This window comes from Candidatus Baltobacteraceae bacterium (assembly GCA_036559195.1).
Lineage (GTDB): Bacteria > Vulcanimicrobiota > Vulcanimicrobiia > Vulcanimicrobiales > Vulcanimicrobiaceae > JALYTZ01.
Window position 1 is genome coordinate 20,298 of the sequence record DATBTN010000035.1, and the last position, 7,016, is coordinate 27,313.

Here is a 7,016-nt window from a genome sequence, read left to right on the forward strand (position 1 = left end):
ACCGGGAGCCAAACCGGTCGTTCGCGAAGCGGGGCAGTCTTATGGATACGCGTAAATCGCCCGAGCAGACCAAGCAGTCGAAGGCCCCGCACGATACGCCCGAGACGCCGCAAGCGTTGGTGGAATTCATGGCGCAGGGCTGGCTCGATGCGCCGATCACGATCGCGACGGTCCCGCACATCGAGAGCTTTCAAACGCGACGCAAAGCGCTCTCGCGCGCATACCCCGGCTCCTATCTGGTGATCCCGGCCGGCGTTGAAAGGGTCCGCGCGAACGACACCAGCTTTCGCTTCCGCCCGTCGAGCGATTTCGCGTACCTCATGGGCCACGGCGAGCCGGGCGCGCTGCTGGTCTTGGCGCCCCGCGGCAAGGAACACGAATCGATCTTATTCGTGCCTCCTCACAATCGCGGACAGGCCGAATTTTTCACCGATCGCGTGTATGGCGAACTCTGGGTCGGGCGTCATCGCGGCGTAGACGAATCGCAGATTTACTTCGGCGTCGACAAATGCCGTCCGATCGCGCAGATAGCGACCTATCTCGACGAACTGCGCGGCGGCGGTCACGACGTGCGTATCGTGCGCGATCACAACGAAAAGATCGACGCGACGCTCCCAGCGTCGGAGAACGATGCCGCACTCGCGACGCACCTTGGTGAGATGCGTCTGGTCAAAGACGAGGTCGAGATCGCCGAGCTGCGCACGTGCTGCGAGATAACCAAGCGCGCGTTTGAAGACGTCATTCGCATCCTGCCTCGCGCAAAATCGGAACGGGAAGTCGAAGCGGCATTTTGGAGCCGGGCGCGTATCGAGGCCAACGACGTCGGCTACCTCACGATCGCGGCGGCCGGAAACCACGCCTGCACGCTGCACTGGAATCACAATCACGGTGCGATTCGCAAGGGCGATCTGCTCTTACTCGATGCGGGGGTCGAAGTCGAATCGCTTTACACGGCGGATATCACTCGAACGCTGCCGATATCCGGCACGTTCACGGCCGAGCAGCGCGCCGTTTACGAGATCGTGTACGAGGCGCAGCGCGCCGGATTCGAAGCCGTAAAACCGGGCAACGATTTTCTCGAACCGAATCGCGCGGCGATGCGCGTTTTGACCCAAGGGCTCATCGATCTCGGCATCCTCAAGATGTCGCTCGACGAAGCGCTGGATACCGACAATCAGTACTACCGCCGCTACACGCTGCACGGCGTAAGCCACATGCTCGGCATCGACGTGCACGATTGTGCCAAGGCGCGCTCGGAGACCTATCGGTACGGCGCGCTCGAGGCCGGCATGGTGCTGACCGTCGAGCCGGGGCTCTACTTCCAGCCCGACGATGCGACGGTCCCGGAGCGTTTCCGCGGGATCGGCGTGCGCATCGAAGACGACGTGGTCGTCACACCAAACGGCTACGAAAATCTCTCGGGGATTCTGCCGTCGGCACCCGATGCCGTCGAAGCCTGGATGCGCGATCTGCAAAGCTGAGGCGGCCTGCGGCGATTAGCGGGGAACCGCATCCGGCCGCTTAACCATCGCAAATCCGCTAAAAGCAGCCAGGGAGCTTCTCGAACGTGCTGATCGTCGACCACATACGAAAGGACTTCGGGACGGTTCGGGCCGTACGCGACGTTTCGTTCGAAATCGCACCGGGCACCACGTTCGGACTGCTCGGTCCCAACGGTGCCGGCAAGACCACGACGATGCGCATGATTCTCGATATTCTCACGCCCGATGACGGACGCATCACCTGGAACGGTAAACGCGTCGATAGCGCCTTGCGGCGCCGCTTCGGCTATTTGCCCGAGGAGCGCGGCTTGTACGGCAAAATGCGCGTGCGCGAGCAGATCGCGTACTTCGGGCGCTTGCACGGATTGAACGAACCCGAGAGCGACCGACGGACGGATAGCTGGATCGAGAAACTCGGAATCGGCGAGTACGCCAAGCGGCCGTGTTCCGAACTTTCCAAGGGCAATCAGCAAAAGGTTCAAATGGCGTGCGCCGCCGTGCACGAGCCCGAGCTCCTCGTGCTCGACGAGCCCTTCTCCGGGCTCGATCCGGTCAACGCCGATATGCTGCTTGCAATTCTCGTCGATCTGCGCAAAAACGGTACGACGCTCGTGCTCTCGTCACATCAAATGTGGCAACTCGAAGCGCTCTGCGATACCTTCTGCATCATCACTGCTGGACAAAATCAAGTTTCGGGTTCGCTCGACGCGCTCCGCTCGCGATGGCCGACCCGAACCATCCGCGTGCAGCCGGCGTCGGCCTCCGTTCGCGCGATTTTGGAGCGCGTCCCCGAAAGCCGCGCGCTCCCAAGCGAAAACGGCTCGCTGGATTACGCCGTTCCGCGGAGCGCGGCGCTAGCCGAACTATTGCAAACGCTGGTAGCGGCCGAGTCGATCACGCGATTCGAGGCCATCGAACCGACGCTGCACGATATCTACGTCAACACGATCGAAGGGCACGCGTGAACGAATTCATCACGATCTATTCGGCCGAAATTTCGCGACGGCTGCGCTCGCGCATTTTCCTCGTCGGCCTGCTGATCGGTGCCGCGGGGATCTTCGCGTTGATCAAATTACCGCAGGCGGTCGAGTCGAGCTATTTGGCGGGAGCCAAGAAGATCGTGGTCGCCGGCGACGCGAGCGTCACGGCGAGGGCCTTGCCCCTGCTCAAGCGCGACTTCACGATCGTGGGCGTTACGGGGACGGTCGTTCACCCGACGGTCGCCGATCTGCACCGCAACGATGCCAAGGCGATCGTGCAGCTCGTGCGCGCCGGAAAGACGCTTCGGACGACCGTCTTCGTAACCGATCCCGGCGATGCGGAGCCGAGTACGCTGCGGCGCGATCTCTTGCCGCTCAATCTAGCGCTAGCCACGAATCTGCCGGGAGACAAGCTCAACGCCATCGTCGACATGCCGGTCGGAATTCAAACGGTCGCCTCGAAATTCGGAAACGCGCAGCAATCCGATAGCGCTCGAACGATCGCCTATCTCCTGCTCTTTCTGCTCTACTTGCTGATCGTCATGAACAGCCAGATCATCATGAGTTCGGTGGCTGAAGAAAAAACGAGCCGCATCGCCGAGCTGCTCATCGCGTCCGTTAGCCCAACCTCTCTCTTGGCCGGAAAAATTCTCGCCTCGGTAACGCTGGCGGTTCTTCAACTAACGATTTGGTTGCTCGTCACGTTTGTCGCCGGCGCGAATCCAGCGGGAGGCGCCGCCGTTCCGTCGGGCGGATCGCTTCAATTTTCGTTGACCGACGTTTCGCAAGGCGAGCTCATCGGCTTTCTGTTCTTCTTCTTGCTCGCGTTCTTGCAAACGACGACCATGTTCGCGGCGGCGGCTTCGCTCGTAAACCGGACCGAGGATCTGGGCAGCGTTAGCGGCCCGCTCTTCGTGCCGGTCATCGGCGCGTTCTTCATCGCGATGACGGCACTGCGCATCCCCGATGCGCCCTTCGTCGTCGCCGCGAGCTTCATACCGGTGCTCTCGCCGTTCGTGATGTTCACGCGAATGGTCGTCACCGCGGTCCCGGCCTGGGAGATCGCGACGGCGATCGTCATCAACGTTTTGGCGATCTGGGGCATCGCGATTCTTGGGGGCAAACTCTATCGGATAGGTCTTTTGCTCTACGGGCGGCCGCCGAAGTTCGTCCAAATCATGCGCGCGCTGGCGCGGAGTTAGCGCCTTTACGGTCGCTTTACAAATCACCCGAAAAGATGAATCTTAGTTCCCACAATTCTTGCTCTTTGGACCCGGCGTTTAATCCGATGATTAACACGAGGGTAATGACCGCATCGTTTTTCGTTGCTGGTTCAAAGGGTAATCATGAGCGTTTTGATTGGGCAGCCGGCCCAAAATGAGATGGTTCGCCTCGGGGACGCATGTTCGCGCCCTCGTTTGTTCCATTGGCTCGAACGCCACGCCGACGCGCGCCTTCGTCTCATCGCGGCCCCGGCCGGCAGCGGTAAGAGCACGCTTCTTCGCGATCTCAAAGAACGCGGCACTTTAGCCGCAATTCTTACGGTCGGCAAGGGCGAAAGCGCCGAATCGCTGCGCGAACGTATCGCCGCCGCGCTCGAGTTGCCCGCCGCTAACGCGGCCACGTTTGCGACATTCCACGATGCTCTCGCCGGAGCGCCCGCGATAACGCTCGGTATCGATACCGCCGACGGCGGAAGCGACGAACTCGTCGACGAGCTGAACGCCCTCTTTGAGACCGGTCCGGATCACGTTCGTTTCGTCGTCGCGGCCCGATCCCGCCGGATCGCGCGCAACGCGCGCATCTTCGTGGAAGGCGCGGCCGTTCGCGTGCCGAGCACCCTGCTGCGTTTCACCGTGTCGGAACTGGCGGAGCTTTGCGATCGTCGAAACGTCCCGTACACGGCTAAGGATCTCACCACGCTCTTGTCCGCCACCGACGGGTGGGCGACCGTAACCGCTGCCTGCGTGCGTTTCGCGGCTCAATCCGGCTGCAGCATCGGCGACTCGGCGACTCGCTGGCTCGCGGAACACCGGGCGACGTTTGCCGAATACGTTCACCAAGAAGTCGCGCATACGAGCCATTCTAAGGTGTTTTCGCGTCTGGTTTCGGCCGGCGTGCTCGCAGACATCGACGACTTGTCGGTGTTGGAGCGCGACGGCGTATTCGTTGAAGCAAACGGTTCCGGATTCGAGCTCATGAAGATCGTACGCACGGTCTTCTCGACACGCTCGTTCGCGCACGGCTCGAATTCGAACCAGCACGCATTGCCGATGACCGTCACCGTCCTCGGGGAATTCACGGCCTCGGTCGCCGGCCGGCGCGTGGAATGGATGCGCCGGCGCGACGCACAGATTTTCAAATACGTCCTGCTCAAACCGACCGGCCGCGCCTCGCGCGGCGAATTGCTGGCCGCCTTTTGGCCCGATCGCGACCGCCAGCAGGCGCTTCAGGCGTTGCGAACCTCGTGCTCGAACATCCGGCAAGCCCTGCGCGACGCCGTGGGAACGACCGCTGCGAACGACTATTTCCGCGCCGACGGCGACGTTACCGTGCCGGCGGAGAGCTTCATCATCGATCTGCATCGGTTTACGTCGTACGCGGGCAGCGCCGCCGTCTCGCTCGCAAACGGCGATTTGGGCAACGCGCTCTCCAACTACAAGGCGGCCTACGAGCTCTATCGCGGTCCGCTGCTCGTCGACGTTCCGAATTGCCACTACGCCCATCTCGCCAAAAGCGTCGACGAGACGTTCGAGGAGCTCGCGCAGCGTTTGCGCGGCTTGCAGGCCCACGGCAAGATCGCGGCCGAGCTAAGCGCCATCGTCAAGCACCAGCAGATCGCCAAGGGCTAAACCGCTCCGTTCCACGATTCCCGGTGCGAGTTCGATCGCGTGAGACGCGCGGCTGCCGCCGGAGAGAATTCGCCACGGCGGCGCGGCGTTGACGACGCGCAACACGCGAGCGGCGTCGTCCACGAACACCACGTCGATCCTCGCGCGCATGCCGATCGTGTGAATCAGGTTGCAGCGCGGAAACCAAATTCCGTCGTCATCGCCGACTCGGCTCTTGCGCAGAAATCCGACGGTTCGCTCGACTTCGGAGTTCGCCCGCACCACGTTACGCGCGATGACTTTATCCCGCGTGGCGTTCACCAGCACCGCCACGCTAGCCGTGCACCTGTACGGCAATAGCTACCGCGACCGAAGCGACGAGATACGGACCGAACGCAACCGGAGACTTGCCGCGATCGCGGATCACCGAGACGATCGTGGCGGCGAAGCAGGCCAACGCAAAGGCGAGTACGCCGGTCTGCATGCCCAAGACGGCGCCGCCGAGGGCCACCAATTTGGCGTCACCCCAGCCCATTCCGCGTCCTTTTGAAAACATCGCGGCGAGCGCGAACGGCACGAAGGGGACGAGCGCGGAGAGCGCCACCCACCACGCGTGGTGCGAGACGACGTAGATTCCAACGATCGCGAGCGGCCCGAGCGTAAACACATCGGGGATTACGCCCTTGAGCGCATCGCTATACCAAATCGCCGCCAGCGGCACGCAAAGCAGCGCCGTAAGTCCCAATTCGGGAATCGGCGTGTGCCGCAACGCAAGAACGAGACCGAGCACTACGGCTCCCGCCACGATGGCGGCCGGGCGCGCCGGGTGCGGCGTCGGCCCGTCCTCGAGCGTTCCAAAACGCGCGCAGACGAGCATTGCGAGAACGATGCCGCAGAACCCCGCGCAGCCGAAGATCAGAGCGGCGGCGATTCCGAAGAGCATTAGTGGTGGCTCACGAATCGCGAAACGACGCCGCCTATAATGATCACGAACAGCGCCGGCAACATGCAGAGGGCCATCGGAAATATCAGTTTGGTCGGAAGTACGCCGGCGATCTCTTCGGCTCGCATGAGGCGGCGTTCGCGCGCCTCGGCGGCCAACTGATCGAGCACCTTCGATATGCTCGCGCCGACGCGTTCGGACTGCACGATCGCCGTGACGGTCGTCGTTAGATCTTGCTCCTGGACCCGGCTCGCCATCGCAACGAGCGCGTCGGCGCGGGAACGGCCCAACCGAATATCTTGAAGCGCGGCGCGCAGTTCGTCCCCGAGCGCGCCCTTCATTCCATCGACCGCCGTCGCCAGCGCGCCGTTCAAACCGACGCCCGCTTCAACGGTCGTTGAGAGCATGTCCAAAAAATCGGGCAGCGTGCGATGGACCGCGAGTTTTCGGTCGGCGATCGCGCCGTTTAACTTCATGACGGGATAGTAGGATCCGAAGAACGCGCAGAGCACGAGGGCGAAATAGCCGAGCCAATTGTGGTGGAGGATGATGAGCAGCATCAAGCCGGCAGCGGCGCCTCCAACCAGCATCATTATTCGGCGCAGGAGCATCTTTTGCGGAGTCATGTCGTACCAGCCGGCCTCTTGGAGCTTTCGCGACATCGCGTGGCGCTGCTGTTCGTCCATGAGGCGCTGAAAGATGGAGGCTTGCTGGCGATTTCCTAAACCGGCCGATGCGTCGATGGCCGCCAGGCTGCTGC

7 protein-coding genes are annotated in these 7,016 nt (G+C 62.3%); 4 read left to right on the top strand and 3 right to left on the bottom strand.

Annotated elements, in window-relative coordinates; all coding sequences use genetic code 11:
- The first annotated feature begins 41 nt into the window (after positions 1-41).
- The 4 genes from VIG32_03955 (at position 42) to VIG32_03970 (ending at position 5,334) form a co-directional block, all read left to right on the top strand.
- The gene (locus VIG32_03955) at positions 42-1,481 is read left to right on the top strand and encodes an aminopeptidase P family protein (protein ID HEY8297159.1); all 1,440 of its coding nucleotides are present in this window, start codon (positions 42-44) and stop codon (positions 1,479-1,481) included.
- 86 nt (positions 1,482-1,567) lie between these two features.
- Positions 1,568-2,467 (top strand): ATP-binding cassette domain-containing protein, encoded by a 900-nt coding sequence (locus VIG32_03960; GenBank protein HEY8297160.1) that lies wholly within the window; start codon positions 1,568-1,570, stop codon positions 2,465-2,467.
- Positions 2,464-3,684 carry an ABC transporter permease gene (locus VIG32_03965; protein HEY8297161.1) on the top strand — a complete coding sequence of 407 codons (1,221 nt, stop codon included), beginning with the start codon at positions 2,464-2,466 and terminating at the stop codon, positions 3,682-3,684. The genes VIG32_03960 and VIG32_03965 overlap by 4 nt, the downstream gene beginning before the upstream one ends.
- Positions 3,685-3,828: 144 nt before the next feature.
- Positions 3,829-5,334: a BTAD domain-containing putative transcriptional regulator gene (locus tag VIG32_03970; protein ID HEY8297162.1), complete on the top strand. Its 1,506-nt coding sequence runs from the start codon at positions 3,829-3,831 to the stop codon at positions 5,332-5,334.
- Here the strand turns inward: VIG32_03970 and VIG32_03975 are convergent.
- The 3 genes from VIG32_03975 to VIG32_03985 all read right to left on the bottom strand — a co-directional run.
- Complete coding sequence (locus tag VIG32_03975; protein ID HEY8297163.1) at positions 5,293-5,634, bottom strand: DUF192 domain-containing protein; 342 nt, start codon at positions 5,632-5,634, stop codon at positions 5,293-5,295. The genes VIG32_03970 and VIG32_03975 overlap by 42 nt on opposite strands.
- Before the next feature lie 13 nt (positions 5,635-5,647).
- Positions 5,648-6,256, bottom strand: coding sequence for a prepilin peptidase (locus VIG32_03980; protein HEY8297164.1), 609 nt, complete (start codon positions 6,254-6,256; stop codon positions 5,648-5,650).
- Positions 6,256-7,016 (bottom strand): type II secretion system F family protein (locus VIG32_03985; protein HEY8297165.1); only part of this gene is annotated, 761 nt, incomplete at its 5' end. The genes VIG32_03980 and VIG32_03985, both read right to left, overlap by 1 nt.